The organism is Polluticoccus soli, from assembly GCF_029269745.1.
Taxonomy (GTDB): domain Bacteria; phylum Bacteroidota; class Bacteroidia; order Chitinophagales; family Chitinophagaceae; genus Polluticoccus; species Polluticoccus soli.
In genome coordinates this window covers 1,022,913-1,049,225 of sequence record NZ_JARJHT010000001.1, presented here as the reverse complement: position 1 = coordinate 1,049,225, position 26,313 = coordinate 1,022,913, and the positions used below count along the sequence as shown (strand labels likewise).

General features: G+C 46.9%; 31 protein-coding genes. 16 read left to right on the top strand and 15 right to left on the bottom strand.

Annotated features, from left to right (window positions below; genetic code table 11):
- The first annotated feature begins 28 nt into the window (after positions 1-28).
- Entirely contained in the window at positions 29-1,192 is a 1,164-nt protein-coding gene (locus tag P2W83_RS04770; RefSeq protein ID WP_276132552.1) for a glycosyltransferase family 4 protein, read from the top strand.
- Between the two features lie 4 nt (positions 1,193-1,196).
- Here P2W83_RS04770 and P2W83_RS04765 read toward each other — a convergent pair whose 3' ends face one another.
- Together P2W83_RS04765 and P2W83_RS04760 are read right to left on the bottom strand one after the other, a co-directional pair.
- A complete protein-coding gene (locus P2W83_RS04765) occupies positions 1,197-1,721 on the bottom strand; it encodes a hypothetical protein (protein ID WP_276132551.1) in 525 nt (174 codons plus the stop codon).
- Between the two features lie 50 nt (positions 1,722-1,771).
- Positions 1,772-2,287, bottom strand: coding sequence for a GNAT family N-acetyltransferase (locus P2W83_RS04760; protein WP_276132550.1), 516 nt, complete (start codon positions 2,285-2,287; stop codon positions 1,772-1,774).
- A 75-nt stretch (positions 2,288-2,362) separates the two neighbouring features.
- Between P2W83_RS04760 and P2W83_RS04755 the strand changes: the two genes are divergently transcribed.
- From P2W83_RS04755 to P2W83_RS04735, 5 genes are all read left to right on the top strand, one after another.
- Complete coding sequence (locus P2W83_RS04755; RefSeq protein ID WP_276132549.1) at positions 2,363-3,121, top strand: hypothetical protein; 759 nt, start codon at positions 2,363-2,365, stop codon at positions 3,119-3,121.
- A gap of 94 nt (positions 3,122-3,215) precedes the next feature.
- Positions 3,216-3,404 (top strand): hypothetical protein, encoded by a 189-nt coding sequence (locus P2W83_RS04750; RefSeq protein ID WP_276132548.1) that lies wholly within the window; start codon positions 3,216-3,218, stop codon positions 3,402-3,404.
- Positions 3,405-3,421: 17 nt separating this feature from the next.
- Complete coding sequence (locus P2W83_RS04745) at positions 3,422-3,619, top strand: hypothetical protein (protein WP_276132547.1); 198 nt, start codon at positions 3,422-3,424, stop codon at positions 3,617-3,619.
- Between the two features lie 103 nt (positions 3,620-3,722).
- Complete coding sequence (locus P2W83_RS04740; protein WP_276132546.1) at positions 3,723-4,277, top strand: GNAT family N-acetyltransferase; 555 nt, start codon at positions 3,723-3,725, stop codon at positions 4,275-4,277.
- Positions 4,278-4,479: 202 nt separating this feature from the next.
- On the top strand, positions 4,480-4,914 hold the full coding sequence (locus P2W83_RS04735; protein ID WP_276132545.1) for a hypothetical protein: 435 nt from the start codon (positions 4,480-4,482) through the stop codon (positions 4,912-4,914).
- A 68-nt stretch (positions 4,915-4,982) separates the two neighbouring features.
- On the opposite strand, the gene P2W83_RS04730 is transcribed toward P2W83_RS04735, so the two are convergent.
- The 4 genes from P2W83_RS04730 to rpsU form a co-directional block, all read right to left on the bottom strand.
- Positions 4,983-6,104 carry an outer membrane protein assembly factor BamB family protein gene (locus P2W83_RS04730; RefSeq protein ID WP_276132544.1) on the bottom strand — a complete coding sequence of 374 codons (1,122 nt, stop codon included), beginning with the start codon at positions 6,102-6,104 and terminating at the stop codon, positions 4,983-4,985.
- 129 nt (positions 6,105-6,233) lie between these two features.
- Positions 6,234-6,533: an HPF/RaiA family ribosome-associated protein gene (locus tag P2W83_RS04725; RefSeq protein ID WP_276132543.1), complete on the bottom strand. Its 300-nt coding sequence runs from the start codon at positions 6,531-6,533 to the stop codon at positions 6,234-6,236.
- A 33-nt stretch (positions 6,534-6,566) separates the two neighbouring features.
- Positions 6,567-7,457, bottom strand: coding sequence for a tyrosine-type recombinase/integrase (locus tag P2W83_RS04720; RefSeq protein ID WP_276132542.1), 891 nt, complete (start codon positions 7,455-7,457; stop codon positions 6,567-6,569).
- Positions 7,458-7,537: 80 nt separating this feature from the next.
- Entirely contained in the window at positions 7,538-7,735 is a 198-nt protein-coding gene (gene rpsU / locus P2W83_RS04715) for a 30S ribosomal protein S21 (protein WP_276132541.1), read from the bottom strand.
- A gap of 129 nt (positions 7,736-7,864) precedes the next feature.
- Between rpsU and P2W83_RS04710 the strand changes: the two genes are divergently transcribed.
- The 4 genes from P2W83_RS04710 to P2W83_RS04695 are packed head-to-tail and all read left to right on the top strand — an operon-like array spanning position 7,865 to position 11,132.
- The gene (locus P2W83_RS04710) at positions 7,865-8,425 is read left to right on the top strand and encodes a hypothetical protein (RefSeq protein WP_276132540.1); all 561 of its coding nucleotides are present in this window, start codon (positions 7,865-7,867) and stop codon (positions 8,423-8,425) included.
- A gap of 4 nt (positions 8,426-8,429) precedes the next feature.
- Positions 8,430-9,029 (top strand): riboflavin synthase, encoded by a 600-nt coding sequence (locus tag P2W83_RS04705; RefSeq protein ID WP_276132539.1) that lies wholly within the window; start codon positions 8,430-8,432, stop codon positions 9,027-9,029.
- Between the two features lie 15 nt (positions 9,030-9,044).
- Positions 9,045-10,748: a phytoene desaturase family protein gene (locus P2W83_RS04700; protein WP_276132538.1), complete on the top strand. Its 1,704-nt coding sequence runs from the start codon at positions 9,045-9,047 to the stop codon at positions 10,746-10,748.
- A gap of 24 nt (positions 10,749-10,772) precedes the next feature.
- Entirely contained in the window at positions 10,773-11,132 is a 360-nt protein-coding gene (locus P2W83_RS04695) for a nuclear transport factor 2 family protein (protein WP_276132537.1), read from the top strand.
- A gap of 103 nt (positions 11,133-11,235) precedes the next feature.
- Here the strand turns inward: P2W83_RS04695 and P2W83_RS04690 are convergent, their stop codons facing one another.
- Positions 11,236-11,685 (bottom strand): terminase small subunit, encoded by a 450-nt coding sequence (locus P2W83_RS04690; RefSeq protein WP_276132536.1) that lies wholly within the window; start codon positions 11,683-11,685, stop codon positions 11,236-11,238.
- Between the two features lie 108 nt (positions 11,686-11,793).
- Here P2W83_RS04690 and P2W83_RS04685 point away from each other — a divergent pair, with 108 nt between their 5' ends.
- On the top strand, positions 11,794-12,753 hold the full coding sequence (locus P2W83_RS04685) for a toxin-antitoxin system YwqK family antitoxin (protein WP_276132535.1): 960 nt from the start codon (positions 11,794-11,796) through the stop codon (positions 12,751-12,753).
- Here P2W83_RS04685 and P2W83_RS04680 read toward each other — a convergent pair.
- From P2W83_RS04680 to P2W83_RS04670, 3 genes are all read right to left on the bottom strand, one after another.
- Positions 12,747-13,223: an RDD family protein gene (locus tag P2W83_RS04680; protein WP_276132534.1), complete on the bottom strand. Its 477-nt coding sequence runs from the start codon at positions 13,221-13,223 to the stop codon at positions 12,747-12,749. The genes P2W83_RS04685 and P2W83_RS04680 overlap by 7 nt on opposite strands.
- A gap of 95 nt (positions 13,224-13,318) precedes the next feature.
- Positions 13,319-14,716 (bottom strand): peptidylprolyl isomerase, encoded by a 1,398-nt coding sequence (locus P2W83_RS04675; protein WP_276132533.1) that lies wholly within the window; start codon positions 14,714-14,716, stop codon positions 13,319-13,321.
- Positions 14,717-14,770: 54 nt separating this feature from the next.
- Positions 14,771-15,823, bottom strand: coding sequence for a tetratricopeptide repeat protein (locus P2W83_RS04670; protein ID WP_276132532.1), 1,053 nt, complete (start codon positions 15,821-15,823; stop codon positions 14,771-14,773).
- Positions 15,824-16,009: 186 nt separating this feature from the next.
- Here P2W83_RS04670 and P2W83_RS04665 point away from each other — a divergent pair, with 186 nt between their 5' ends.
- The 4 genes from P2W83_RS04665 (at position 16,010) to pfkA (ending at position 19,872) form a co-directional block, all read left to right on the top strand.
- Positions 16,010-16,312, top strand: a complete 303-nt coding sequence (locus tag P2W83_RS04665) for a hypothetical protein (RefSeq protein ID WP_276132531.1) — start codon at positions 16,010-16,012, stop codon at positions 16,310-16,312.
- An 84-nt stretch (positions 16,313-16,396) separates the two neighbouring features.
- Complete coding sequence (locus tag P2W83_RS04660; RefSeq protein ID WP_276132530.1) at positions 16,397-18,061, top strand: SulP family inorganic anion transporter; 1,665 nt, start codon at positions 16,397-16,399, stop codon at positions 18,059-18,061.
- A 23-nt stretch (positions 18,062-18,084) separates the two neighbouring features.
- On the top strand, positions 18,085-18,759 hold the full coding sequence (locus P2W83_RS04655) for a carbonic anhydrase (RefSeq protein WP_276132529.1): 675 nt from the start codon (positions 18,085-18,087) through the stop codon (positions 18,757-18,759).
- A 129-nt stretch (positions 18,760-18,888) separates the two neighbouring features.
- A complete protein-coding gene (gene pfkA, locus P2W83_RS04650) occupies positions 18,889-19,872 on the top strand; it encodes a 6-phosphofructokinase (protein WP_276132528.1) in 984 nt (327 codons plus the stop codon).
- A 2-nt stretch (positions 19,873-19,874) separates the two neighbouring features.
- Here the strand turns inward: pfkA and P2W83_RS04645 are convergent, their stop codons facing one another.
- From P2W83_RS04645 to P2W83_RS04625, 5 genes are all read right to left on the bottom strand, one after another.
- Positions 19,875-20,474, bottom strand: a complete 600-nt coding sequence (locus P2W83_RS04645; protein WP_276132527.1) for a hypothetical protein — start codon at positions 20,472-20,474, stop codon at positions 19,875-19,877.
- A gap of 92 nt (positions 20,475-20,566) precedes the next feature.
- Positions 20,567-21,940 (bottom strand): exonuclease domain-containing protein, encoded by a 1,374-nt coding sequence (locus P2W83_RS04640; RefSeq protein WP_276132526.1) that lies wholly within the window; start codon positions 21,938-21,940, stop codon positions 20,567-20,569.
- A gap of 101 nt (positions 21,941-22,041) precedes the next feature.
- Entirely contained in the window at positions 22,042-24,249 is a 2,208-nt protein-coding gene (locus P2W83_RS04635) for a TonB-dependent receptor (protein ID WP_276132525.1), read from the bottom strand.
- Positions 24,250-24,309: 60 nt separating this feature from the next.
- On the bottom strand, positions 24,310-24,867 hold the full coding sequence (locus tag P2W83_RS04630; RefSeq protein WP_276132524.1) for a hypothetical protein: 558 nt from the start codon (positions 24,865-24,867) through the stop codon (positions 24,310-24,312).
- Between the two features lie 58 nt (positions 24,868-24,925).
- Positions 24,926-25,801 carry an Omp28-related outer membrane protein gene (locus tag P2W83_RS04625; RefSeq protein WP_276132523.1) on the bottom strand — a complete coding sequence of 292 codons (876 nt, stop codon included), beginning with the start codon at positions 25,799-25,801 and terminating at the stop codon, positions 24,926-24,928.
- A 123-nt stretch (positions 25,802-25,924) separates the two neighbouring features.
- Between P2W83_RS04625 and rbfA the strand changes: the two genes are divergently transcribed.
- Positions 25,925-26,311 carry a 30S ribosome-binding factor RbfA gene (rbfA, locus tag P2W83_RS04620; RefSeq protein WP_276132522.1) on the top strand — a complete coding sequence of 129 codons (387 nt, stop codon included), beginning with the start codon at positions 25,925-25,927 and terminating at the stop codon, positions 26,309-26,311.
- Positions 26,312-26,313: the final 2 nt, after the last annotated feature.

The window sequence follows — 26,313 nt, the reverse complement described above, 5'->3', positions numbered from 1 at the left end:
AGCTAGTTTAGCAGCAATTCTTCCCGGTATGAATATTGCTTTTGATGCCAAGCGGGCATTCCAGAACACCACAGGCCTCGGCCATTACAGCCGCACGCTTATTACCTGGCTGGCCAAAGGGTATCCGCAGCATCAATATTACCTGGCTGCGCCGAAGCTCACGTCGCTGTATGATCATTCTGCACTATCCAATGTACACGATCTGACCCCATCGGGTGTCTCGAAATTCTTTGCATCAGCCTGGCGTAGTAAGTCAGTGGTAAAAGACTTGCAAAAACTCGGGGTTGATCTGTACCATGGCCTGAGTGCTGAAATACCGGTGGGTATCAGGGAATCCGGCATCAGGTCAGTGGTTACTATTCACGATCTGATATTTGAACGCTATCCTCACCAATACTCCAAGATCGACCTGCAGATATACCGCAGCAAAAGCAAGTATGCATGTCACAATACCAGCAGGATCATTGCCATTAGTGAGCAAACAAAAGAGGATATCATACACTATTATGCGGTAAAGCCTGACAAGGTAGATGTGTGTTACCAGAGCTGCAACGAAATCTATCAGCACAAAGTGAGTGAGGAAGAGAAGCGGAGGGTCAGGGCAAAATACAGCCTGCCAGGAAAGTACTTTCTATCGGTGGGCTCGGTAATAGAACGGAAAAACCTGTTGACTATCTGCAAGGCCATGCATTTGTTGCAAAGGGATGGCAAAGAAAACATTCCATTGGTGGTTATCGGAAAGGGAGGCAGGTATTTTGCAAAAGTGAAGGAGTATATACATGAGAAACAGTTGGGAAGCTTGGTGATCTTTCTTGATGAGAACGAAGCAATAGCTAATGACGCCGATTATAAAAGCTCAGCCGATTTTCCTGCTATCTACCAATTGGCTACAGCTCTCATCTATCCTTCTTTGTTCGAAGGGTTTGGTATCCCAATTCTGGAAGCACTCTGGAGCGGGTTGCCGGTGATCACGTCCAACCAATCCTGCATGCCAGAGACCGGTGGTGATGCAGCCTTCTATGTGAATCCGCTTAGCGCAGAAGATATGGCCGCGGCCATGCTGCAGGTGAGTACACACGAAGGCCTAAGACGGTCGATGATCGAAAAAGGCTACGTACACGCAAAAAAGTTCACACCTGAAGCTTGCGCAGCGCAGGTGATGGAAGTGTATAAAAAAGTAATGGCTGATTAGGCTGCTACTTATTGGGTTCCAACTTTGGTTCGGCGCTCTTTGGTATTATGAGTTTGCTGCTAATGTTGGGAAACATCTCGCGCATTTTGCGAATGCTCCTGTCGGCAGTGTCCATAAAATACCAGGTCTTGCCTTTGTCGGGAGATAGTGCGATGAGCGTAGTTTCGGTGGTGAGTTTACCTTCAGGTATTTTCATCGTCATCTTCTGCGGAATGGTACACTGAAGTTCGCCGGCTGTATCAACGAATTTAGAAGGTTCTCCTGGCCACAGCGCGATGACAGTTGTGCCCTCTTTCTCCATCTGTGCTATCTGGGTTTGAAGGTCTTTGATCAGTTTTTCCTCGCCGCCTTCGGTAGCCGCAACTGCAGACGGGTAGGTAGTTTTGATGAAGCTCCGGTAGTCTTTCTTTACCAATGCAGTCCCCATGTCCTTAGCTGCTTTTTTTACCGTGGTTTTAGGGTCGGTGGTTTGAGCAAACGAGAAGCTGTATCCAAGTGTAATAATAGCCAGTGTTAAGAGTGTGCGCATGTACCAATGATTGAACGTTTAAAGATACGACAAGCAGCTCATCTAAATTGCTAAAGGTCAAGGCGCATCAGCCAGTCAGTTTGGGGGTCATTACCCAGCTGGAAGATGTGTTCGCCAAACTTCTTAAAGCCCCAACGCTCGTACAGCCTGATGGCGCCGGGATTGTGTTCTGACACCCCCAGCCAAAGAACTTTGTTCTCTTGCGCACGGGCCGTTTCAATACATTGTTGCATCAGGCCATGTCCGATCTTTCTATTCTGGAAATCGGGATGGACATAAAGACGTTCCAGTTCGATGCAGGAGAGGTTATGGAGTGCTTCCGGGGTGCGCTTTTTAGTCAGTTTAGCAAAACCTGCAGGTTGATCGTCGGCATAGGCTACGTAGTATGTTACCGAGGGTTCTTCAAACTCTTCACGAAGCTTTTCTTCAGTAAAGGTCTCGGCCAGGTACAGCTGCATATCTTCAGGGGTGCTAAAATCAGCAAAGGCGTTGTAAAAAACCTTAGCCCCAAGGTTTGCCAGTGTGGCGGCATCTGCAGGTGTAGCTTGTCTGATCTCAAAATTCATTGCGGGCTAAAGGTAGTTACAAACAGCATAGGGGTCGTTTAGAAAAAGAGCGTTTACAATGAAAGAGTTCAAGAAATGAGGGCGATCTATACAGCAGCTATATTGCTGTTATCACTTAAGGGTTTTTCAAAAGGCATCAGGCTCATAACCAGTGAGCCTCTTAATAGTACCGGGCAGGAGCTGGCTGTGAAAGGAAGAATGGGCATTCTGATCAAGCAAAAGCTGAGCTTTGGCGATTTCCATACGGTCTCAGTTAAGCGTTCTGCCATTCAAAAATGGACGGGCTATACTGGTATGCCGGGTTTTATCTGGACCGAACATATAGAAGGCAAACAGTCTATCAAGTTTAAACTTACTAACGGTGAAGATACCAGCGAAGCTATAGCTATCAGCCGTATAGATAATACCGATCTGGCTTTTGGTACGACTAATCCAAATGGTCCTGTTTCATCAATATTCAGAGTAGGCACGAGAGATCAGTCCAATAACTATTCTGTAGCCATCTACCTTAATAAGACAGAAACACCATGGGAGTTGTTCCTCGATAACAATGAGGCACACATGTCAAGGCAATCTTATACAGGCTATGTCAGGCGTGACGAGGTATACTATACAATCGTTCCTATATGGACGATAGAGCGCAAGGGCAAAATATTTAACCTGCCTTTTGGAGTCGCAGGTTTCGAGATCAGGAACGACGAGGACAAAGCCCTTGCTGCCGTTTCGTTAATAGATAATGGTGTGGTGTACCTGGGGCAGTTGAAAGAACAAGAGAAGTTGTTGATGGCCAATGTTTGCGCCGCACTATTTCTACAGACTAATATCGCAGAATGATCGTTATAAAAACATTAACAGTTGAGTTTCAGCATACGGAAGAGGCTGGCACGTTTTTTTATTTAGTATCAGTGTAATTGAAAATCAAACAATCATGAAAAAAAGGACTCTAGCTTATTTTAAGAAGATAAAGGCGCAAAAGATATTGAGCAATCCGCTGGCGGCAGATCTGCGTTCGCTGTTGAATGCAAGTTTTGAACTAGCCCAAAGTAGGGTAGTGAAAAGGCATGTTCAAAACCAAATCCGTAGCCTGGAGGAAAACTGGTATCGCTTGAGCGCCTAGTTTTAAAAACAGGTGTTATGAGAGACGAGAAGAACGAAAAGAAGACAGGGCGCGAGCCGGAAAAGGAAGATGAAAAGAAACCATTAAGAGTAGTTAACGCGGAAGAATTGGCGCAATTGCCTGAATTGCCTAAGGAAAAAAGACCCAAGTTAAGAGATTGGGATTGGATGTCAGGAAGTGATGGTGGATCGGGAACGAGTGGTGCAGCTGCCTAAGATTGGATGTTGAATATATATAAGAGCCGCAAGCGATTGCGGCTCTGCTTTTTTAACGAACGATTATGTTTGTATATTGCTGTATTCTAAATACTAAACAGCGATGACAATAAGCATTGATCCTCAAATGCTGCTGGAAATAGTGGACGATAGCCATGCGCAACAGCTTTATGAGCTGGCTGAAAGGAACCGCGACCATTTAGGCAAGTGGCTACCTTGGGTCAATCATATGCAGTCTGTAGATTTTATTAAGGGGTTTATAGCGAGCAGTAAGAAAAAGGCCGCCGAGAAAACCGACTTTGCCTATGTAATAGTATACCAAGGTCAGATGGTGGGACGCATTGGGATCTATAATATCGATCATCAGAACAAGATAGGAGCAATAGGATACTGGATAGCCACCGAATTTGAAGGGAAAGGCCTGACGATGCGTGCCTGCCAGGAGCTGGTCAACTATTGTTTTACTTACCTGGGGCTTAACCGTGTAGAAATAAAATGTGGAACTGAGAACCACAGAAGCCGGCAGATACCAGAACGATTGGGTTTTAAGCTGGAAGGCATTATTCGCGAAGGTGAGCATGTCAATGGCCGGTTTATTGATCTTTATAGCTTTTCTATGCTGAAAAAAGAATGGTTAGCTAATAATAAACCAGATTAGAGACTGCCGCAATATGCGGCAGTTTTATTTTAAAGGGCAGCCATAATTCCCAAAACGCACGAATCTCAGTCAGAAACAGCCCGGCACGAAAATTTTATCTGTTTAGCTGATTCCTACGACCAATACAGAATTCCACGACTGGCTTTATAGGGATAGTTGTATCCCAGCATCGAATTGCATTAAACAGCTAAACCGGATAATTATGCATATAGCTATCACCACACAGGTACTAAGTACCCTGATCAGAGTCAACAACGAGCGCATTTCTATGTACGACCGCGCTATCAGGTCCATGAACGATGCGGAAGTTGCACCGCTAAAACTATTTCGATGCATGATAATGGAGAGCGAACAGTATAGGGAGCAGCTGGAGCAAACCCTGAAAGCGTTGGGCGCCGAGCCAGATCGCGAAGATCTTGCGGGCCTTTGGGGAGGGTTACTGGACACATTTCTTACTCAAAGACATCTTTCTCTTTGCGAAATGGAAAAGGCTGCAGTGCAAAGAGCATATGAATACGCACTTTCGCAGCAGCTGGACAATGGCATCGCCCGCATATTATATGAGCAGCACGAAGAACTTAAGATATCATACCATATGGTGAAAGGCTGTACTTTGCAACAGCCTTTCTTACATTAAGCTTAAAATACAACCAATAAAAAAGGGGAAAGATCATTCTTTCCCCTTTTTTATTATCAATGTCGATATTAGAATTGAGACATACCACTAATAGCAGGGTAGAAAGTCTTTTGCAGATCCCAGATGATTGGTGAGCTTTCGATCAGGCCATTAATGTTGTGTTTCCAGTGCAATACACCACTGCTGTCGAATGAGTACATGTTTTTATCGTGACTGCCTACGTAGACGTTGCCGTTATACATAAGCGGCGAAGATTTGATTAGTGCGTCGGTTTTGTATTTCCATTTTTCCTGGCCATCTATTACGTTAAGGGCGTAGAAATGGAAATCGTAGCTGCCGAAGTAAACGATGTTCCTGTCGGCTGTAGGCGAGGATACTATCCTGTCTGCGGCCTGATACACCCAACGTTCTTTCTTGGCTGCAGTATCCAGGCAATAGAGCTTGCTATTATTGCTACCGAAGATAACGTTACCTCCGTATACGATCGGCGAAGACTGTATCTGTGCTTTGGTATCAAAATTCCATTTCAGGGTACCTGTTGCGAAGTCAAGTGCGTACATGTTTCCGTCAGTGCTGCCTATAAACACATAAGTGCCACTTACAGCAGGAGATGCAGTGAAACCGCCCGCAGAGAAAGACCATACTTGCGCGCCCGTTGCTACATCCAGAGAGTAAACCTTGCTGTTAGCGGCAAAAATTACCCGTCCTTGCGAAATAGTAGGTGATGAGATAATGTCGCCACCTGCATTAAAACGCCAGTTCATGTTGTCGCTAACGGTATTTACAGAGTACAGCGTGTCGTTAAGAGAGCCAATGATGATGTTGTTGCCATCTACAGCCGGCGAAGACACGAACGATTTAAAGTCAGCGTTATCGTACCAGTATTTCTTTTGCACTTTACCGCGGTTAGCGTCCAGCTTTATCAGGGTGTCCGTAGTAGGCAGGTAGAGAGACTCGCCTATAATAACAGGAGTAGCTTCTACATGCTTGCCTATGTAATATTCCCATTTTTTCTCACCCGTTCTCGGGTCAAGGGCATACAGGAATTGATTTTGACTGGTGATATACAGTGAAGTAGAAAAGGTCTCAGGTAACTTATCGTCTTTGCTGAATTCGCTTTTTCTACAGGCTGAGACCACCAGGGTAGCAGCCGTAAAAAACGCCAATATTTTCATCCAACGTTGCGGCATGATGCAGAAATTAAAGTATTTAAGTTATGCAAAATAGGGTTTTTGCCCTTTTATTGCAATACGCCGTTAAAAATAAATCCGGTCTTTCTTGGAAAAAAGACCGGATTTTTATGCTTTTGGTTTGCAAGTCTAGGCGAGCATCTTTTCTTTTTGGCGTTTCATGCGGTTTACCATCGAATCGAAGGCTACATCGAATGATTCTTCAAATGTTTTGGTCTTGTGTTTTACGAAAAATGAATGTTTAGGGATGTTGACTTTGATCTCGGCCACTTTGTCCTTGATCTGATGGACCACGTTATCCAGCTTCAGGAAAACTTCTACACTCACGATGTTGTCCTGGAATGTTCGTAGCTTTTCGATCTTCTTATTGACATGGTCTATCAGTTTGGTGTCGGCATCGAAGTGCACAGTCTGAATTTGCACGTTCATAAAGTCTCAATTTTTATGGTTAACTAAATGGATCTATCCTCTCGGATGATTCTGCTTGTGAATCTCTTTCAGTTTTGCGATGTTATTATGTGTGTACACCTGCGTCGCAGCCAGGCTGCTGTGCCCCAGCAGGTCTTTTATGGCCTGTATATTGGCGCCGTTATTCAGCAGGTGGGTTGCAAAGGTGTGCCGCAGTACGTGCGGGCTTTTTTTCTGTAGAGTTGTTGCTATAGAGAGGTATTTTTTAACTGTACGATAGATGTATACGGGATATAAAGGTCCTCCGTTTTCCAGCACAAGTAAATGACCGTCGTCAGGTAGGCCCATGATCTTTTTCTCGGCGATATAGGATGTCAGCTCATCAAGCAGCACCGGGTGAACCGGTATCAGCCGTTCTTTGTTGCCTTTACCCAGCACGCGTACCTGCTGCAGGCTCCATTCTATATCGGCCTCCTTCAGCTGTAGCAATTCCTGCCGGCGCATGCCCGTCTGGTAAAATAACTCGCAGATGAGGCGGTCGGTAAAGCCCTTGAAGCCTTCATCAAACTGCAGCTCTTCCAGCAAATGCTGGGTTTCCTGCTCTTTCATATAAGATGGCAGACGTTCAGGCAGTTTCAGGGCATGCAGCTGCCTCACAGGGTTCTTTTCCACTGCCTGCTGGCGTAGCAGGAATTTATAGAACGAATTGAGGCTGGATAGCTTGCGATTGATAGTACGAGGCGACTGTTTCTGGTCCTTTAAAGCGGCCAGCCAACTCCGTATATGAAAATGCGAAATGTTAGTTGCTGAATCTAAGCTGAACTGTTCGAGGGCAAAATCCCTGAACTGTTCCAGGTCTTTTTGATAAGAATCAAGCGTATGACGGGAAAATCTCTTCTCGAATCTTAAGTAGTGTATGTAATCAGTAATCCGGTCGCTTAACATAGAAAAACCTGGTATTGTAAATATAAGCATTTACAACACCAGGCACAAGATATTTCCTATAAGAAATGTTAAACCGGCTATTAATCTTCCAGCTTGCCAGACGCAAGTTGTTGACGATAAATAGCTTTCAACACTTGTGTGCGACGTTTTACGGATGGTTTGGTGAACGATTGACGCTCACGCAGCTGGTTTAGAGTGCGAGATTTTTCGTACTTCTTCTTGTACTTCTTCAGCGCCTTATCTATGTTTTCGCAATCTTTTGAATCGATGATCAGCATAACTTATATACCCCCTTTTTGTGAAAATAGGACTGCAAAGGTAGTATTTTTTATGATTTGACCAAAGTTTTTAGTTTAAACTGTTTAAACTGAATAATTTTGAGGTACATCACACGTTTATAAAAGATTATGGGCAGGATAGGGGTTCTAGTTTTACTGATGACGCTGGCTGTGCTGGCTTGTAAAAAGTATGAGGATAAGCCGGGGGTAGCTGATCTGCAGAACCCTTATTGCAATGACCCGGAGGCTGTTAACTATAATTGGGGTTTCCCGGGCAAGCCTGACAATACCACCTGCTTTTATCCCGATTCAGTATTTGGCGGTACCTATATCTTTTCCGACACGGTATACTATTCTCAAGACTTCACCTTCGCCAGAACACAAACCGATACCATTTCGATCACGAGGCGATCACCCGACAGCCGCCTAAAGCTAAGTGTGGAATGGAAGAGCTGCAATATTAAGATGGACTTTACTGCCGACCGTTTTTATAAAGCAACAGCCGATACTCTATTCGGGCAGGATACTATCATCAGGGCCGGACAGCCATTTTGCCGCCAGGCCGATACACTTACCGGCTTCATTATGAAAGACCGGAATGATGACAAGCGCCTAAAGGTGAATTTTACCATACGTACTGATACCGGCAGCAAGGTGCTCTATCTTATCGGTACAGCCATCAAGAAATAATAGAATGTTTACAGGAATAGTTGAGGCGTTAGGTACTATCCGCGAGGTCATCACCTCTGGGTCTAATGTCGATTTCGTTATTGAAAGTCCGTTTACGGGTGAGCTGAAGATCGACCAGTCTGTAGCGCACAATGGTGTGTGTTTGACGGTGGTTGATATATCAGGAAGTACCTACCGTGTGACGGCCGTGGCTGAGACACTCGCGAAAACCAATCTTGGCCGTTGGAAAACCGGCGACAAGGTGAACCTGGAGCGTTCGCTGCGCGTGGGCGACAGGCTGGATGGCCACTTTGTGCAGGGGCATGTAGATGCAACTGCCGAGTGTACAGCTATAGAAACACTGGAAGGTAGCTGGTTGTTCCGTTTCCGTTTTGCAGACGAGTTCGCTTCGCTGGTAGTAGAGAAAGGTTCCATTTGCCTGAATGGCGTTAGCCTCACGGTCTTCAACGTGACCGATACGGAGCTCACCGTTACCATCATTCCTTACACTTACGAGCATACTAATTTTCACGCAATACAGCCGGGTGATGTCATCAATGTAGAATTCGACATACTTGGTAAGTATTTCCTCCGCAATCAAACTGTCCAGAAGGCCATTATCTAATTCCCTATCTATCCTATGCGAAAACCTGAACCCAAAGAGTATTATGATATAGTGATCATAGGCGCGGGTGTTGGCGGACTTACTGCCGGTGCCCTGCTGAGTAAAGCCGGGTTCTCGGTATGTGTGCTCGAGAAAGAACCTCATGCAGGTGGCTACCTCGCTGGCTTCAGGAGGAAGGATTTTAGGTTCGATACGGCTATACACTGGCTGAACCAGTGCAACCCGGGTGGCATGGCCGCCAAGATATTCGATATACTGGGCAGCGACCGTCCGCAGGCGGTGCCGCAAAAGCGCATTAGGCGGTACAAGGGTGAAAGCTTTGATTACCTGCTGACCAATAACCCTAACCAGTTGCGCGACCAGTGGATAGCGGAGTTCCCGCATGAGAAAGAAGGGCTCATCCGCTTTTTCAAGGCAGCAGAAAAGCTGGGCAGGTCGTTCCATAACTTCAGCAAGATCTTCCGCTCGGAAGAGACGATGACCTTTGCGGAACGCATGGCTAATAAGATACCGCTGCTACAGTTTGCTATGCCGTTCATTCCATACATCGGCTACACGGGAGACAAAGGCATCAGAAAAGGGCTCAATAAATTCTTCAAAGACGAGCGCCTGCATACAGTGTTCTCTTCTGAAACCGAATTGCTTTCATGCCTGGTGCCTATTGGCTGGGCATACTATGGCGATTACCAGAGTCCACCCGAAGGTGGAGGGCAGGTAATACCTGAATGGCTGGAGCATGTAGTGAACTACTATAGCAACGATGTGTTTTATAAGAGCAAAGTGAAACGTATACTGCTGGATGGCAACAAAGCTACAGGCGTTTATTTCGAACATCGTGGTGAAGTACACGAGGTGCGAAGCAAGTATGTGATTGCTGCCTGCGATGTGGAAACCTTGTATGAAAAGATGCTGCCTGAATCGACCATACCACACCAACTGAAGCAGAAACTCAAAAACGCCGAGCTGTATAGCTCGTCGGTAACGGTGTCGATAGCGCTCGATTGTCCTACCGAGCAACTGGGCTTTGGTGAAGAACTGGTACACCTGGCAAGTGAGAAAGTGCCGCGCGGACAACACGACAATGGTAATCCGCTCACCAGCGAGATTAGCATACTGGCACCATCGCTGCGCGACAAGTCGCTGGCTCCGGAAGGCAATGGTACACTTACTTTATTCATGCCTGCTCTTATGAATTATAACAGCGAGTGGCAAACTGAAAAGGACGAACACGGCAACTACATACGTGGCGAAGAATACAAAAAGCTGAAAGCTGCTATAGCCGAGGCGTTGATAGACCGGGTAGACAAAGAGCTGGCTCCGGGTCTGAAAGAGCACATACTGTTTTACGACGTGGCCACGCCTGTTACACACTGGCGCTATACCGGAAACCGCAACGGTACTATGATGGGTGCCAAGCCCGGCCGCGCTAATATGCAGAGCAAAGTGGCGCATTACCATACCCCAGTAGAGAACCTGTTGTTGGGTGGTCACTGGGCTGAACTGGGTGGCGGTGTTCCTATTGCCGTAAAGGCAGGAGCGAATGCCACGCTGTTGATACTGAAGAAAGAAAAGCCTGAGGCCTTTAAAGTGCTGGCTCAATACATGGACGGTAAAGCACCTGCAGAGAGTATCATGACCTCAGGCCAGTTCAAGCCTTACGACAATAGCTGGAAACGCGACCTCACCCCAGCTGAAAAACTGGCATTGCGGCAAGCATAATACCTTTCAAAAAATCACAGCTTCATGACTGATCAAAATCTGCAAATAGCACGCAACTGGTTCGATGCTTTCAATGAGCATGATCTTGAAAAGCTGCTGGCATTGTACGATGATGCCGCGGAGCACTACAGCCCGAAGCTGAAGCTGCGTATGCCTGAAACCAACGGCCTGGTAACAGGCAAAGCCGCTTTGCGCAGCTGGTGGCAGGATGCATTCGACAGGTTGCCTACCCTGAATTATACTTATACCACGCTGACCGCAAATGACGATCGTGTATTCATGGAATACATCCGCCGCGTTGATGGTGAACCCGATATGCTGGTAGCCGAAGTGCTCGAGATACAACACGGCCGCATTGTTGCCTCAAGGGTGTATCACGGGTAGCAATGTTTACAATTGTTAACATTGTTAGCGCTTTTTTTCGGAGTTGAAAAACGTTAACAACGTCAACAGTTACTCGATGTATTTCACGCCAGTGTCGGGTATCTCAACAATGCGATTCCATTCTTCTTCCATTATTATCTATGAGTATGGCACGCATGCGATCATTAGGGGCGGCCTTTACTTTGCTGGTTTGCGTTTCTCCTTTCTTAGTTGTCTCTCTTTCAGTTGTTAGCTCACCACGAATGATCTGAGCCAGGACTGCGCGCTTTTCTTCAATATCGCTCAGCTTGCCTTCGTATTTCTGCTTTATGGTTTCAATCGCCTGTTGCTTCAATTCCAGCAAACCTTCGCGAATGGCATTAGCTACTTCAGCACGTGTTAACAGCCTGCAGGCTGCGCTACGGGCACTATTGTTGGATGTATCGGGATAAGCTTTCTGATAAGCAATACGCCTATTGCCGGTTGCGATCATTTCGGCTACAAAGATGGCGTGCGCGGGATTTTTAACTGAGCTGATGATGTGCGCAAGAGCTTGCGTGTTTTCTTTTGACATGATTGATAGAGGTTTAGGTTACTCATGAGTTTATGATAACAAAAATAGTCATTTTATAGGTATATAACAAATAATTTTTTGTAACAAATTTTAATCGTATTTTAAACTGTGAAATGTTTTTGGCGGAGGTTGTTTATTCTCTTCAGCATGTTGCCGGCGTTTGCCGGTAGCTCCTTCGCGCAAGATACCTTGAGGTACTTCGTTGATTATGGCGGCATAAAATGTGCCCAGCAAAGCGCTTATTGTTACAGGTTGGCAGCAAAAGAAGACAGTTTGTGGCATATACAGAGCTACTACCTGCCGGAGGGGGAAATGCAGATGGAAGGTCAGTTTTGGGATGAGGAGGCTACAAAACCCCAGGATACTATTGTCCGATATCATAAAAACGGGGAAACCGAAAGCATTGAAATATATAAGGACGGGAAGCTGGATGGCCTGCGACTGGCATACGATACTGTGGGCCAACCGTTAGACTCTTGCTACTACAAAAATGGACAGCCGAGTAGTTATCATTTCAGCTGGAATACAGATGGCCTGCTAACGGAATTTGGTGATTATGATGAGGAAGGCAAAGGCACGGGTATGGTCTGGCACTACCACGATAACACAAAATTGTGTTGCTACGGCAAGCGGTCGGCAGGGAACGCCGCCGATGGTCCATGGACCTTTTATTATGACGACGGAAGCGTGAGCACTCACGAAACATACGTAAGAGGCAAGCTCAAAAAGCGGGTGTGTTATGATCCCGCCGATTCTACCTCACCGGTAAAATGCAAAGATGCAGAATCGGCTTCCAAGGCATTTAAAAAGGAAATTGAAACTCTGCTGGCGGCTCAAACAAGCACTATGTTTGGTTGCGGTGAAAAGCTTGTCGACAAAAAAGGCAGGCTGGTAGTTGATGTTTGTGTAGAGATAGACGGACAGGTGACAAGCACCATTATTCAGCCTTTTGATCCCTGTGTCGATTACCACGTTACGCATGCTTTAGGTGAGCTGACGGTGCCTGTGCAGGTAAAACATAACCGGTATGAACGGACCTGTGAGGTGCGGAATATAGATTTTCAGTAGCCTCGTGTTTTTACTACTCTTGTTTTAGAAAGGCGATCGTGCCAGAGGCCATTGCTGCTAAATGCGCTGAGTGCTTCGAAGGGTATAAACCGGAACAGCGAACGAATAACCGCGTCGTCCCAGGTTATTGGTGTATTGTCTTCTCGTACTGCTCGTGTGCCGGTTACCAGTTTTCCAGGCGTGCGGCCCTTTGTTGACCCTTCGAAGAGAAGATAAAGAACGAACATGAAAAAGGAGTTACACAGATATGCGAGTAGGCGGTCTAACGGTTCTTCGCTGACGAAAATTCCGGAAATATTGATACCAGATAATGTTGTGATCACGTCGAGCACGTTCTGGATCAACAGGAGCAGCAAAAGAGCGATAATGCTATCTATCAGGTTGTTCGCTAAACGCAGCCAGTTGGAAGCATAAGGTAGGGGCTTGTATTGCTCCATCTCATCGAAAATAGAAGACACTACAGGTTCCATAGCTGTTGGTTTTCTCTCAAAATAAGCCACTGTCGCATTAAATAAAAATGCCGCTGCAATCGCAACGGCATTTTTATTCTGAATGTTTTTATGGGCTATCTCTTAACGCTATTCAACTGGCGTATAGCGTGACAGTTGCTGTATTCTTCATCCACCTTCAGATAGTAAGAAGGTGATTTCTCAGCCATCCACTCGTCCAGCTTCTTAGCTTTCTTTTGCTGTAGGGCTACTTCCTGTATGCGGCCGTAGTCATCCTGCAGGTTGGCCTTGTGTGGCTTGGTGATGCTGCGCATGTATACGATGCGTGTAGAACGTTCGCCATTACCCTTGTCGAAAATCTGGGGGCTGGAGAAAGTGCCGGGCTGCAACGTGTCGATCATCAGCGCCAGCGCAGGATCCAATTTGTCGATCTCAAGGCTGGTGCTTCCCGTTTGCTGGTCGGCTATCATACCACCGGTACGACTGGCTGCTTCGTCTGTATTGTATTTGCCTACTGCTTCCTGGAAGGTGATTGTACCGGCTACCAGCTGTGCACGTATGCTGTCCAGTTTCGTCATGGCTATCTTGAAGTCGCCAGAAGTACGCTCAGGTCGTTTCAGGATGTGACGAACGTGTACCTGGTCGCCTTTACGTGCTACCATCTGTATGATGTGGAAACCAAACTTTGATTTGATAACAGGAGATATCTCTCCGTTCTGCAGTTTATATGCTGCGGCAGCAAATTCAGGCACCACATCGGTACGACTGATAGTACCAAGATCACCACCGTTATCGCGGCTGCCGGGGTCCTGGCTATGCAGGCCGGCCATCACTTCAAAATCCTTACCGCCCTCCACTATCTCTTTGCGGATCTTCTCCATTTCCTGGCGGGTATAAGCCTCCAGTTCGGGGTTCAGTGGTGGGTCGATCACGATCTGTCCCATCTCAACCGTAGCCGGGAAGAAAGGAAGGCTATCGGCGGGTATCTGTTTATAGAACACCTGCACTTCGGCAGGAGTAACTTTTACGTTCTGCAGGATCTTGGATTGCATCCTTTCAGACAGCATACCTTCTTTAATGATCTCGCGGTTCTCTTCTTTCAGCTGGTAAATGGTTTTACCAGAGATCTCTTCCAGCTTTTCTTTAGAGCCATACAGGCTGATGAAATAACGCACGCGCTGCTCCAGGGTACCATCTACTTCTTCGTCGCTTAAAGGGATACTATCACGCTCCGCCTGTTCTACCAGCATTTTGCGCATGATCATCTGCTGAAGCAGATCGCATTTCATTGAGTCGTGAAATTCGGGCATCTGTTGTTTGTAGTTGGCCGCTTCAGCATCCAGCTCAGACTGAAGGATGATGCGGTTCTTGCCGATAACCGCTACGATCTTATCGAGCGTCTGGGCATGGGCGCCGGCCGAAATAGCCAGCACAAATAACAGGGTAGCAATACTATAAGTAAATTGGAAAAAGCTTTTCCTGGTCATGATCTTGTGAAAACGTATAAGGGGCAAAAGTAGTGTATTTAGGTCCGAACCAAAGGGCCGGGGGAGATTTTAACTTTATTATTAGCCTTTTTTCTTCTTCTTAAAAAGGTCGTCTACCTGTTTATTATTATGGAAATCAGCTCCGCCCGGGTGGTATGGGTTCTCTTTCAGGTATTCTTCCATTTCCGGTATAGCATCGGCGTGAAACTTAGTCCATGCATCGTAGACAGCCGGATTTTCGGCCTTGCCGAACAGCCACTGGTTGTAGATATCGAAGTATCCGTTGCGGATCATATCGTCGTGGCGGGTAAAGAGACTGAAAGGAAACCTCCTGTTATAACCCATGGTGAACCAGTCCATCATAAAGCGCGTGCGCAGCATGGTCAGGTTTTCGGCGGTAAAGCCATCAGCTACAACCGGGGAAAGCTTGATATAAGTATTGTATACCGCCCGCTCAAAGCCGGAAACAGGCGCATTGGTCTTGCCAAATTTCACTGCTTCTACCGACTGGAACATTTTTGCATATGAGTTCATCACCATCTTTCTCATGTCGTGAGAACGGGGTGTTTGTTGTTCTATATTGATGAACATTTCGCCATACAGGATAGCCCATGTGTAGACGCCGGCATCCATGTAGGCACGGGCAGCATCGTAATAGTTAATATGGTAGCCGGGATCGTTCTCTATGCCGAGCAGCCAGGCTTGCAGCGCTTCAGGGCGTTCATTGTTGGCCTCGTACATTTTGCCCGACAGGTTATATAATATACCTGAGTGCGGATAGCGCTCCAGGGCGGCTTTTATAGTATTGCGTGCCTTTTTGTGGTCGCCACGAGACATCTGGCTGGAAGCCATGATGTGGTAGGTTTCCTCATCGGCAGCGCCATTGTCTATAACAGGTTGCAGGGTATTCTGAGCTTCAGCATAATCGCCTGAGATGTATTGTGCCTGTCCCAGCTCACGGTGCAGCAGCATGATGCCGGGAGCAGCCTGTATAGCTTGCTTGTACATCATGATGGCCTGTTTCAGGTTACCTTTCGAGTGAAATTCGCGGGCCTGCTTGTACATCTGCTCCACTTCCGGCGAAGGCCAGGAAACAGACTGCTGGGCTGTGGAAGTATTTACCAGTGCCAGCATGCTAAGGGCTAAAAAACATGTTCGAACCATACCCATATAGTGCAAACATAGCGCAAAACAGGCAGTAAGCCGATGGGCGCTAAAGCGTTTGCTGGCAATGGATATAGTTTTTAATTATCCGGTTTAACAATTTCTTATCGGCAAAACTGGCGGATGGAACGGAGTTTTTGCCTTTCTTTGCCACGGATGAAGAAATTTATCGCCTATATATTCTTACTGATCTTCAGCTTCCAGGTGCTGCCTGTGAAGGAGATAGGCAGCATCCTTTTCAAAGGCCAGATGACCGAGGAGATCCACGAAACGGCGGATGATAGCCCTCCGGGATCCAAGATCAAAAAAGAATCAGATACCAAGATCTTTGCTAAATACGAAACGGTGGCGTCAGTCATCCATTTCACCAAAATAGTGGAACTCACGCTCCACCGGTCCGAACATTTGCCACGGCATTTCGTTCCCGACATCCTCACGCCTCCTCCCAACTTCATATAACGTCTTCTTTCAAACTTGTCCGTAAGGACGAATTGTATGCGTATGGCCATGCCTGCGTCTTAACCATTTTGAATAAGTCATTATATGAATCAGAAAGTATCTTTTTTCTCAAGCTATAAAAAAGACTTGCTTGCAGGTCTTATCGTATTTCTTATTGCCCTTCCGTTGTGTCTTGGTATTGCGCAGGCATCAGGCGCACCGTTGTTTGCGGGTATCGTGGCCGGTATCGTAGGCGGTCTTGTTATTGGTGCGCTGAGCGGATCCGCGCTTAGTGTTGTTGGACCAGCCGCGGGTCTTACGGCTATCGTACTGGTGGCTATCAACGATCTTGGCGCGTTCGACATATTTCTTTGTGCCGTAATGGTGGCCGGAGCTGTTCAGCTGGTGCTGGGATTTTTGAAGGCCGGCTCTATTGCCAACTATTTCCCCAACAGTGTTATTGAAGGGATGCTGGCAGGTATCGGCCTGACTATCATTCTGAAACAACTACCAGAGGCGGTTGGTTACGAGCCACCCAACAACGCCAACATGATGGATGCCGACGACGGTTTCCAGTGGACAGATATTACAGGCGCGCTCGAACATATTCAGCCTGGGGCGGCAGTTATTGCATTGGTTGGTTTGGCTATCCTGGTATTGTGGACGACCAAGCCATTCCAAAAACTAAAGCTGATACCAAGCGGACTATTAGTGGTTGTGCTGGGTGTGCTCGTCAACGAACTGTTCAAGATGAACGGTTCAGCGCTGGCGCTGGATACGACTCATTTGGTAAATCTACCTATAGCAACAAGCGCCAGCGAGTTTGTCAACCAGTTCACCCTGCCTGACTTCGCTGGCTTTACCAATCCAAAAGTTTGGCAGACGGGTGCAGTTATTGCGATAGTAGCATCGATAGAAACGCTGCTGTGTATAGAAGCAACCGATAAGCTGGACCCGCTGAAGCGCTATACGCCAACCAACCGTGAGCTGAAAGCACAAGGTATCGGTAACATGGTGAGCGGCCTGTTGGGCGGTTTACCGGTTACATCGGTTATCGTTCGTTCGTCGGCCAACATCAATGCCGGCGCGCGCACTAAGCTGTCGACTATTGTACACGGTACTCTTTTGTTGATATGCGTTGCGGCAATACCGGCAACACTCAACCTGATACCGAAAGCAGCGCTGGCAGCCATCCTGATCTTTACCGGTTATAGACTGTGTAATCCATCGGTTTTCAAACACATGTGGAAGGAAGGCGGCTTAACGCAATTCATTCCTTTCGTTGTGACAGCTGTTGCAGTAGTATCGCTCGACCTGCTAAAAGGTGTAGCGATAGGTATGTGTATCAGCATATTCTACATACTGCGTCAGAACATGCGCATCGCGTATTACTTCCAGCGCAGCAGCTTTACCAGCGGTGAGCTGATAAAACTGAACCTTGCGCAGGAAGTGTCTTTTCTGAACAAGGCCAGTATTAAACAAACCCTGGAAAACCTGCCGAAGAACAGCAGCGTGATCATAGATGCGAGCAATACCGAGTACATCGACTTCGACGTGCTGGATCTGATACGCGACTTCGATGAGAACCAGGCGCCGACAAAAAACATCAAAATGTCGCTGGTAGGTTTCAAGAATACCTACAAGGTGTCTTCATCAAACTCGGAAAAGCAGCTGGTGTCCGGTTTTGTGGAGACAGGCGAAGTACCTAAGCGTACATCGGGCAGCTTTCAAAACCTGATTAAACAACTTACAGAACAAAACGACCTCTAATACCTAATAAAACAAAGAACAAAATGAGACAACACGAGCATAAAATATTACCACAAGACGTGAGCCCGGCAGAAGCCCTGGCTACGCTGAAAGAAGGAAACTTCCGTTTCATCAATAACCTGAAACTGAACCGCGATCTGTTGGAGCAGATGAACGATACCAAAGACGGTCAGTGGCCATTTGCGGCCATTTTGAGCTGCATGGATTCACGTACATCGGCCGAACTGATATTTGACCTGGGACTGGGCGATATCTTCAGCATCCGTATTGCCGGCAATATCATTTCTGAAAATACTCTGGGAAGCCTGGAGTATGCTACCGCCGTAGTAGGATCAAGGCTGATAGTGGTGCTGGGTCATACCAACTGTGGTGCTGTAAAAGGTGCATGCGACGATGTACAATTGGGACATATTACCAACCTGCTGGAAAAAATAAAACCTGCCGTAGCCAATGAAACTACTGTGACAGACAACAGGACCGGGGGTAACCAACACTTTGTAAATGAAGTAGCAAAAATAAATGCTGTAGAAAGTGTCCGTCAGATAGTTGAAAAAAGCGATATCATTCGTAACTTAGTAAACGATGGCAGAGTAGGGATAGTGCCCGCCATGTACGATGTGGCCACCGGTAAGGTGACCTTTTACGAACAAGATACATTGATGAAGACAGAGGCTGCTGCAGCAACCTCTGTAGCATAAATAAAGATGCTTCATTTAAGGCCGTGATGTAGTACCTATGTTTACTCACAGGCAAAAGGCGGGTCCGGTAGTGTGGCCCGTCTTTTTTTTGTGCTGGCAGGAATTTTGATAATCGCTAATTTTCAGGCTATGACAAATACCATCCGCAAGATCGGGATCATGACATCAGGTGGCGACAGCCCGGGTATGAATGCAGCTATACGCGCCGTAGTGCGCACTGCCATTTACCATGGCATTGAGGTATACGGCATTCGCCGCGGCTACCAGGGCATGATAGAAGGCGATATTTACAAAATGGCCACTACAGATGTAGCAAACATCATACAACGTGGGGGCACCATTTTAAAAAGTGCACGTAGCAAGGAGTTCATGACCGACGAGGGCATGAAGAAGGCTTATGATCAGCTGACCAGCCATGGAATAGAGGCACTCGTACTGATAGGCGGCGATGGTACATTTCGTGGGGCGGTCAAGTTCTTTGAGAAGTTCACTATACCGGCAGTTGGTTTACCGGGTACTATCGATAAAGACCTTGCGGGAACAGATTATACAATCGGTTTTGATACGGCAGTTAACACCGCGGTGGAAGCCATCGATAAGATCAGGGATACAGCAGAAGCGCATGATCGCCTGTTCATTGTAGAAGTGATGGGACGGGATGCTGGATATATCGCATTGAATAGCGGCATTGCCTGCGGCGCTGAAGATATACTGCTGCCGGAGACTGTGACCGACATTGAAGCCGTACTGAACAGGATCGACTACGATGAACGTCGCAAGAAGACAGTACACATATTGGTAGTAGCGGAAGGAGATGATTTTGGTGGGTCTGAAGCGATATATAAAAAGATCGTTGAGCGCTTTCCGAATATCGACGTGCGAGCTACAATTTTAGGTCATATACAGCGCGGTGGCTCGCCTAGTTATGCCGACCGTGTGCTGGCCAGCAGGCTCGGGTATGCAGCGGTAAACGCATTGCGAGATGACCGAACCCAATGCATGCTGGGTATAGTGAATGATGAAGTTGTATTCACTCCATTTACACAGGCAATTAAAACTAACAATACGCTACGCGCGGACATGGTAGAGATGATACACGTGTTGTCGGCATAAGGTCAGAATGCATACTGCAATCCTGCAGACAAAGGAAAATAGAAAAGCTTTGGGCGGTTTTTGCCAATGCTGGTGTAACGGCCTGCCGCTTCTATATTGAAACCAAGTTTGTTGCCGGCGTTAATGTTTAATCCCGTGTGCAGTCCTACCGAGGCGCCGTAAGTGCCCTGGTTTTGTTTGACCACCGTGTAAGGCGTCGGTGCCTCCATAAATGTTGTTTTGCCAAACATGTAGCCAATGTTGGCGCCGAAGTACCAACTGCCAAATTTTAGCGGTGTGCGCGAGTTGACTGAAATATTCGGCATGATAAAATAGCGTGCGTATTCTTCGGTATATGCAATGACCTGCAACGCTTTTTTGGATGAATCGACATATTGAACGGTGGTATTGGCATCGAGCGAACCTATGTCGAGGCAGAACCCGAGTTCAATATCATTTATTGGTTTATACACACGTAGCGATCCGTATGGCTTTACAGCAGTTGTGGTGGCAGGCTTTGGTGCTGTGTTGTACATGATGCCTCCATGTATGCCGGCAGTAAGGCTTTGCGCGGTAGCCATGATAGGGAGTATACAAACGATCAATCCTGCTATAAGCTTCATTGGTAACTATAGTTAGTCACAAAATTATACAAATGTTTATACGGCAGTTATAGCTGTAAGTAATCAGATTGTCATTTAGATAGCTAAAATAATTAACCGAAGGTGTAGCACTTTTCGGGAAAGGCGGCTGCGTGTTTGAGTATCAGGTTGCGGATGTAGTCATTGTCTTGGTATGGTTCCAGCTTTTCCTGCAACAGCTCGATGTCATCAAGTTGAAGGCTGTTTTGGATGTAGCCCATGCCGTAAAAATTACCCTTCTTCACCAGGATGCAGCTCTGCTCGCTTTCATCGATCCCTTTGTCGATAAAGGCGAAGCTGGGAAGGTGTTTGCCTATCCATGTGATGGCGTCGTCGGCTCTTTTGTTGTAGCTGGTTGGGTTGTTGTGAATTTCACAATCCCATTTTGTATTCGAAGCTACTTCGCCATTGCCGCAATCAGCCACCTTAGCCAGGTTGCACAGGCGTGGGCAGAGATCAAATTCTCCTATCAGCTCACGCAGCCAGTTGTGTCCTTCAATGAGTGTATTGAAAGTATAGAGCGGCTTGTAATAGTGTTTGTTCTTCTCTATTGCAAAACGCTTGAAGCCCGAACGGTCTTCGTACACGAACAAACCAAACTGCGGCAGGTAGCCACGCTGGCTGCGGTTGTAACGCGGCCACAGCCTACGTATTTCTGTGCTCTCCAGAATGTGTGCCATCAGTTCTGTAGCGCATTCCTTATAGCTGATACGGTGTATCTCGCGCAGGAAATCCTGTTTCTGTTTGCCGGATTTATTATTAGAGAAATGGCTTTTTACGCGCTTGAATATATTGTTGGCCTTACCTACATAAATAGGCTTACCTACTTCGTTGTAGAAATAGTATACGCCGGCACCGCGAGGTAAATTATCCAGTTGCTCTACCGGCAGGTGTGGTGGCAGGTATTGCTCGCGGTTACGGCCCTTCAGCATTTGTGGTATCACGCCAGCAGCATCGTTGGCTACCAGCATGGTAAACAGGTTGGCGGTGGCCATGGTATCGCCACCTGCGCGGTGGTGATTGTCAAGGCCTATACCCAGCTCGCGACAAAGCTTGCCAAGGCTATAGCTTTTTTTGCCGGGCAGTATTTTGCGTGAAAGGCGAACGGTGCAGAGTTTTTTCTCTTCCAGCTTATAACCGGCTTCCTGCAAATGGTGTTTTACAAACGAGTAGTCGAAGTTGACATTGTGTGCCACAAAAACCTTGTCTTGCAGCAGCTCGTGTATTTGTCCTGCTACCTCTTCGAAAGAAGGCGCATTAGCCACCATTTCGTTGGTGATGCCGGTAAGCGATTGGATAAAATATGGGATAGCCTGGTGAGGATTGACCAGTGTTTCGTAGAAGTTGATCACCTGCTCGCCATCATGTATGGCGATGGCTATTTCTGTAATGCCATTACCCGAAGCAAAACTCCCCGTTGTTTCTATATCCACTATCGCGTAAAGCATACCCCCTAAAGTACAAAGTTACGGGGCTTATTTCAAGCTCAGCGGACGGGCCATAAAAAAAGGCCGGTTGCCCGGCCTTTTTGTTTCATATAGGGGATTAATTAAAAGTTTCCGCGCAGCGTAACCACAAGGTTGCGACCCGGTGCGCTGAGGCCTGAGGCAAAAACACGGTAGTTATAATCCAATATGTTTTCCAGAGCTACCTCTGCGCTGATGCGATGGTGCACCTGATACCCGGCACGTAGGTTCAGCGTATACCAGCCCGGCATGCCCATAGCTGTTGCATAGGCGAGGTTGTCTTCGCCGGATGCGCTATAGTCTTTCAGTCGCTTCATGCCGTTGTACAGGGCAAATACCTCGCCGGTGAATTTCTTTTCACGGTAAATAATACTGGTCTTCCCAAATACAGGTGGAATATGATCGAGTGGAGTTTCTTTATCTGCCGCATTGAAATACCTGCCGTAGGTAAAGTTGATGGTGCTATACAAAGTAACACGTGGCATCAGTTGAGCTGTAATAGCTGCATTGAAACCGTATAAACAAGCACGTGCTTTGTTTTGGCTTGCGAATATAGCTGTCATTTTACCATCGTATTCTACACTATCTGCACCATTGAGCGTGAACTTATCCGTAACGATCGCGTTGCGGAACCAGGTGTAGAAACCACTTGCTTCCAGTTTTAGTGTATTGTCAACGATGTAGTTGATACCAAGATCTACGTTGTAGGTGTACTCAGGTTTCAGATCCGGATTAGGAACGATAAGGTTACCGCCTGCTGTCGATTCAAATACTTTTACCATATCGTCTACATTCGGCGCACGGAAACCAGTTGAACTGTTGGCTGCAAAACGCCATCTTTCGGCCGGCATATACACTAACCCAAGGTTGCCACTCCATGCCAGGTTGTTCTGTTCTGCACTGCTAAAGGGGAACGGGAAGAAGGTTTGATCTTCAAACTTGCTCTTCAGGCTGGTATAGTTGAGGCGCACACCGTCGTTCAACACCAACTTGCTATTGATCTTGTAAAGGTGCTGACCGTACACCGCTGCATACAACATGTTGCTGCCGCCATCGGGGTAGCGCGTGTCGAGCGGTGTGGTTTCCGCGGTGTTGACATTCTCTATGTGAGCGGTTGATTTCACCTTATTGTATTGCCCATCGGTACCGAGGGTCAGCTCGTGTTTCTTCATTTCTTTGCGGAAGTCGACATTGTAACCGATCACATCCACATCTTCGATGCGCGCCTGCAGGTCTTTCGACTTGAAAGAACGCTGGTAGCGGCTCTCCTGTATACGCTGGTAGCTGGCACCTGCTTTGATCTCGTCGAAGAAGCCTACAAGGTCGTGTGCATGGAACTGGTAGGCGCCCATCATCCTCAGCTGAGGACCGTAATACCACTCCGCATAGCGCAGACGACCATTACGCATATCCGTCAGCCTGTCGTAACGTGGGATGTTAGAACTGTTGGAGTATTGCAGGTTGAGTGTATGTGATATACGCCAGCTTGGACGGAATAATATCTTCTCCATCACATCCACCTGGTTGTATCCGCTAAACTTCTGGATATTGTTGTCATCGTTTGCTACGATATTGTCTACTCCATCGATGGTAGTTACAAAGCTGTCGCGCAGGCCCAGGCTGCCATAGAACGGATTGCGGAACGTACCTTGTCTCAGGTCGTCGAAATCGCTGTAGGTGACGGAGGTGAGGAAAGCGATCTTTTTAAGACCGAGGTTGAGATCAACATGGGCTGTCTTTTCATGATTGGCCGTGCTGTAGCGTGTCATGGCATTACCACTTACTTTGGTTTTGCTGCTACCCGACACGACAGGATTCTTCGTATTGAACACGATTACACCGCCTAAGGCATCACTACCATAAAGTGTAGAGGCCGGACCGTAGAGTATTTCAGTGCTCTCCAGTAGGTTATTATCAATAGTGATGATGTTCTGCAGATGGCCTGCACGATAAATAGCGTTGTTCATACGAACGCCATCTACCACCATCAATACACGGCTGGCCTCAAAACCACGGATGACTGCACTACCGCCGCCCATCTGGCTGCGTTGCACGAATACATTTCCGGTTTGCTCCAGCAATGAAGCTGTAGTCTGGGGCATGGCCCATTCGGTTTCCTGGCGGGTGATGAGTTGCAGGGGCTGGGCAATATCCTTTTTGCTTTCGTTGAATTTGTTGGCAGATATCACCACCTGGTCCATCCGTATCGGGTGTATGCTATCTGTTTCTGTTTGTGCATGGGCAGCTGTACATAGCCCCATTACACCTATTAGTGTAAATAGATTTTTCATTTGTAAGTGGTGTGATTGTTTCAAATAAGAGTGCAGTCGCCGGTGGCGACAAACGATCAGTTATGCAAAACACACATTGGGCGGGGGCACCGGGATGTCCGGTGAGTAGCTGAGATGAAAGTGCTGGCCGTCCTTAGAGAAATGGCGTAAAATTATCTTTGGATAAGTCGCGGATGTTAAATGATTGCCGGGCAAAACTGCATCTGCCAGCCAAAAGAACTCATTTTCGTTTTGCGGGGTTTGCCCGGGAGAAGGTTCAAGCAGTCGCTCCAATTCACTGAATAAATCACTGTCCCAGCTATCGAAATAACCTACCAGCATGATCTTGCCGTTGTCAAGCGAAATCTGTTTCTTAATATCATACATCTGGCCGTGGTAGCGGATCTCATCGTGTCGCACCCAGTTCAATTCTTCGTTTCCTTTGATGGTTTCGGCAGAGACCGTAATAGTGTCCCTGAACTTCAGCTCATTCCCGTAGCTCCGTACGTATTCATACGAGATCTCGCGGGCTACATTCCATACCACAAGTCCACCCGTATAACAAAGCAATACGATGAACACCAGGCATAGCGCTATGGTGCCGGGGATTGTGCGTTTGTATGTCTTCGGATGTGCCAAATAAAAAGTCCTGCCAGAAGCAGGACTTAAAAATAATAGAAAGTTTTTATCGGCAGTGTTATTGACCTTTCAGGTCTGTTTCGCCAGCCTGTAGCACTTCTTTGTTCTCGCCTTCTCCATGCACATAAGCTACCACTACACAGTTCTCAGGTTTCCATTTAGCATCTACCGGGTAAATGAAAGTACGCTCGTACACACGGCCAGCGTCTTTGGTAGCCTGGTCTTTCAGGAACTCGTCGCCATTCACACCTGTTATCATATCGCGGAAGGTGTGTTTGAATGTGTAGTTGGGTTCAACACCAGTCGTTGTTTCCTGGGCATCTACAATGTCTTTTTCCAGAATGGCTACAGACAGGAACTGTTTTTTAGAAACAGCCTGGGTATAGCTTGCCGTTATGGTGATCACAGCATTTTTTGACGATTCATCGTAAGTGCTTTTTACCTTCACATTTACCGGTGGCGTTTTTTGCAGTTCTTTGTCAATAGCGCCGGCCCACGAAGGAGTCGTTAAGGCGTTGACGTTGTTCACCGGCACGCGGTCTATACCAGCTACAGGAATACCTATCATATCTGAGTAATACGCTTTCTGGATTTCTGTACCATCGTCGGTTCTCAGGTCGTATTGGCTATGATCTTTTATGGGTTTTGTTTGTGGAGCGTTCGCGAAAATGTGCATTTCCATTACTGCTATTTGTCCCTCGTGTTGGCTGACGATCCCGGCCAGCATTTCACGGGCAGGAACGCAAGGCGTGCATGATGCGCCTGTCAACTCCTCTACTAAAACTACTTTCTTATCTGGCGTTTCTACTTTGGCCATGTAAGTCGTGTCTTTGGCAACGGCAGTGGTTCCGAAATCAATGGCCGGTCCCTTTTCCTCACAAGCACTAAGGCTGATAACGCCGGCTGCACTCAGCAGCAGATAGATCTTTTTCATTAAAACAATTCAGGATTTGCGGCTACGAATTTAATAAATACTAGCGAATTGAAGATGAGAATTCAGCCAAATATGACAATAAATGCGCTTTCCTTTACCTTTACCTTCGTAAAAAGCCCGAATATGGAAGAAAGCAAAAGGCAGAAACAGGTTGGAAAGCTGATAATGGAGGAACTGAGTGACATATTTCAGCGAGAAGGATATAACATCGTGGATGGCGGGATGATCTCCATTTCGAAGGTAATGGTGACCCCGGACCTGCTGGAGGCGCGCATTTACCTGAGTCTTTTCCAGGTAAAAGACCCGGCGAAGATGATGCACGAGATAAAGGAGAAAGGCTGGGAGTTCCGCAAGGTACTGGGGCAACGTATCAAAAACCAGCTGCGCCGCGTTCCCGAATTAATATTTTTTACAGATGATACTTTGGACTATGTGTTCAAGATGGAAGAGCTGTTTAAGAAGATAAAAGAAGAACCCAAACCGGGCGATAATAAGCCTGCCGAAGAGTAAGC

What these genes read in the sequence shown, in the direction of transcription:
- P2W83_RS04770 (WP_276132552.1), top strand. Translation starts at nt 29, where the DNA reads ATGAATATTGCTTTTGATGCCAAGCGGGCATTCCAGAACACCACAGGC.
- P2W83_RS04765 (WP_276132551.1), bottom strand. Translation starts at nt 1,721, where the DNA reads ATGCGCACACTCTTAACACTGGCTATTATTACACTTGGATACAGCTTC.
- P2W83_RS04760 (WP_276132550.1), bottom strand. Translation starts at nt 2,287, where the DNA reads ATGAATTTTGAGATCAGACAAGCTACACCTGCAGATGCCGCCACACTG.
- P2W83_RS04755 (WP_276132549.1), top strand. Translation starts at nt 2,363, where the DNA reads ATGAGGGCGATCTATACAGCAGCTATATTGCTGTTATCACTTAAGGGT.
- P2W83_RS04750 (WP_276132548.1), top strand. Translation starts at nt 3,216, where the DNA reads ATGAAAAAAAGGACTCTAGCTTATTTTAAGAAGATAAAGGCGCAAAAG.
- P2W83_RS04745 (WP_276132547.1), top strand. Translation starts at nt 3,422, where the DNA reads ATGAGAGACGAGAAGAACGAAAAGAAGACAGGGCGCGAGCCGGAAAAG.
- P2W83_RS04740 (WP_276132546.1), top strand. Translation starts at nt 3,723, where the DNA reads ATGACAATAAGCATTGATCCTCAAATGCTGCTGGAAATAGTGGACGAT.
- P2W83_RS04735 (WP_276132545.1), top strand. Translation starts at nt 4,480, where the DNA reads ATGCATATAGCTATCACCACACAGGTACTAAGTACCCTGATCAGAGTC.
- P2W83_RS04730 (WP_276132544.1), bottom strand. Translation starts at nt 6,104, where the DNA reads ATGCCGCAACGTTGGATGAAAATATTGGCGTTTTTTACGGCTGCTACC.
- P2W83_RS04725 (WP_276132543.1), bottom strand. Translation starts at nt 6,533, where the DNA reads ATGAACGTGCAAATTCAGACTGTGCACTTCGATGCCGACACCAAACTG.
- P2W83_RS04720 (WP_276132542.1), bottom strand. Translation starts at nt 7,457, where the DNA reads ATGTTAAGCGACCGGATTACTGATTACATACACTACTTAAGATTCGAG.
- rpsU (WP_276132541.1), bottom strand. Translation starts at nt 7,735, where the DNA reads ATGCTGATCATCGATTCAAAAGATTGCGAAAACATAGATAAGGCGCTG.
- P2W83_RS04710 (WP_276132540.1), top strand. Translation starts at nt 7,865, where the DNA reads ATGGGCAGGATAGGGGTTCTAGTTTTACTGATGACGCTGGCTGTGCTG.
- P2W83_RS04705 (WP_276132539.1), top strand. Translation starts at nt 8,430, where the DNA reads ATGTTTACAGGAATAGTTGAGGCGTTAGGTACTATCCGCGAGGTCATC.
- P2W83_RS04700 (WP_276132538.1), top strand. Translation starts at nt 9,045, where the DNA reads ATGCGAAAACCTGAACCCAAAGAGTATTATGATATAGTGATCATAGGC.
- P2W83_RS04695 (WP_276132537.1), top strand. Translation starts at nt 10,773, where the DNA reads ATGACTGATCAAAATCTGCAAATAGCACGCAACTGGTTCGATGCTTTC.
- P2W83_RS04690 (WP_276132536.1), bottom strand. Translation starts at nt 11,685, where the DNA reads ATGTCAAAAGAAAACACGCAAGCTCTTGCGCACATCATCAGCTCAGTT.
- P2W83_RS04680 (WP_276132534.1), bottom strand. Translation starts at nt 13,223, where the DNA reads ATGGAACCTGTAGTGTCTTCTATTTTCGATGAGATGGAGCAATACAAG.
- P2W83_RS04670 (WP_276132532.1), bottom strand. Translation starts at nt 15,823, where the DNA reads ATGCTGGCACTGGTAAATACTTCCACAGCCCAGCAGTCTGTTTCCTGG.
- P2W83_RS04665 (WP_276132531.1), top strand. Translation starts at nt 16,010, where the DNA reads ATGAAGAAATTTATCGCCTATATATTCTTACTGATCTTCAGCTTCCAG.
- P2W83_RS04660 (WP_276132530.1), top strand. Translation starts at nt 16,397, where the DNA reads ATGAATCAGAAAGTATCTTTTTTCTCAAGCTATAAAAAAGACTTGCTT.
- P2W83_RS04655 (WP_276132529.1), top strand. Translation starts at nt 18,085, where the DNA reads ATGAGACAACACGAGCATAAAATATTACCACAAGACGTGAGCCCGGCA.
- pfkA (WP_276132528.1), top strand. Translation starts at nt 18,889, where the DNA reads ATGACAAATACCATCCGCAAGATCGGGATCATGACATCAGGTGGCGAC.
- P2W83_RS04645 (WP_276132527.1), bottom strand. Translation starts at nt 20,474, where the DNA reads ATGAAGCTTATAGCAGGATTGATCGTTTGTATACTCCCTATCATGGCT.
- P2W83_RS04640 (WP_276132526.1), bottom strand. Translation starts at nt 21,940, where the DNA reads ATGCTTTACGCGATAGTGGATATAGAAACAACGGGGAGTTTTGCTTCG.
- P2W83_RS04635 (WP_276132525.1), bottom strand. Translation starts at nt 24,249, where the DNA reads ATGAAAAATCTATTTACACTAATAGGTGTAATGGGGCTATGTACAGCT.
- P2W83_RS04625 (WP_276132523.1), bottom strand. Translation starts at nt 25,801, where the DNA reads ATGAAAAAGATCTATCTGCTGCTGAGTGCAGCCGGCGTTATCAGCCTT.
- rbfA (WP_276132522.1), top strand. Translation starts at nt 25,925, where the DNA reads ATGGAAGAAAGCAAAAGGCAGAAACAGGTTGGAAAGCTGATAATGGAG.